This is a genomic window from Candidatus Cloacimonadota bacterium, from assembly GCA_034661015.1.
Classification (GTDB): Bacteria; Cloacimonadota; Cloacimonadia; order JGIOTU-2; family JGIOTU-2; genus JAYEKN01.
Genome location: JAYEKN010000046.1, coordinates 1 through 1,086, shown reverse-complemented (window position 1 = coordinate 1,086; position 1,086 = coordinate 1). Strand labels below are relative to the sequence as shown.

The following is a 1,086-nucleotide window of genomic DNA, read 5'->3' as shown; positions in this document are numbered from 1 at the left end:
AGATGAAAGAGCATGAGAGATTAGAGCGAGAGATTGGCAAAGCAAGAATGGAAATTGATAAAGAGGTTGCCTGATTCCGATTCTGCACCGCAAAACCTCTGATGTTTTAAAACAAAAAAAGGCTATAATTATAGTTGGTTGGGTTTTATTTTGCTATGTAACCGAAGGGGCGGAGCTGGGTAGAGTGTTGAAAAAAAGAGAGCTTTTCGAATCCAATTTCTAAAGAATCATTCAATTCAAAACTCAAAATTTTAGTTAAGCAGTAAGTAAAGAGGGGTGCAGTTGAAAAAAAAGGGGCTTATTGATGAATAACCTTACAAAAAACCTGCCAGCGTCCCCGCCCATTAATCAGGAATTGGCCTAACTGTTCCGTAAAACAACACCCGGATGAAACCTGGCAAATCTTCTCAGAAAAAAATAGAAACGCATGAAATCATGGATGTCCCCCTGGATACTGCATGTTAAGTCCTGCCGGTAATCCAAAAACAAACAACTTCTTTGAAATTCTTCAATCATTACAGCGCAACGAAGGAGTGGAACTATTGGTTACGGCCCGCCATCATTCGGATGCAGGGATTCATGGTTTTGCTCAGTAAAGAATCTTGTCAATTTCATAAATCCTGTCAAACGAAAGGTCTGCGGCGGTTCGACAAACAAAAAACGGAAAAAAGAGGTTTTAAACTAACATAAATATCAATTAGATATAGAGTTATTTACTTATTTATGGACGTCCCGCAGAGTCCCCCTCCCTGAGAAGCTAAGAAGTTTTGGGCTTTGGGTTGAAGAAAATAGTTTTGAGTGAGTTTTATGGCAAAAAAAGATAAAATAAAATATTGGCTTAAAACTTCCGATCAAGATTGGAAAGTGGCGAATCATTTGTTTGAAAAGAGAGATTACTCTTATGCATTGTTTTTTGGTCATTTAACAATCGAAAAAATATTAAAGGCCGTTTTTATTGATAAAAAGGACAAAACACCGCCATTTTCGCATAATCTTGTATATCTTTCTGAAAAAGCCGGGTTGGAATTGAATGATGAAAATTTGGAATTGCTTGAGGAGGTTTCGGATTTTAATCTTGAAGCAAGA

The 1,086-nt window shown here is 37.2% G+C and carries 1 protein-coding gene; it reads left to right on the top strand.

Annotated elements, in window-relative coordinates:
- Nucleotides 1-807: 807 nt before the first annotated feature.
- On the top strand, nt 808-1,086 hold a 279-nt coding region (locus tag U9P79_01580; GenBank protein ID MEA2103318.1), incomplete at its 3' end, for a HEPN domain-containing protein.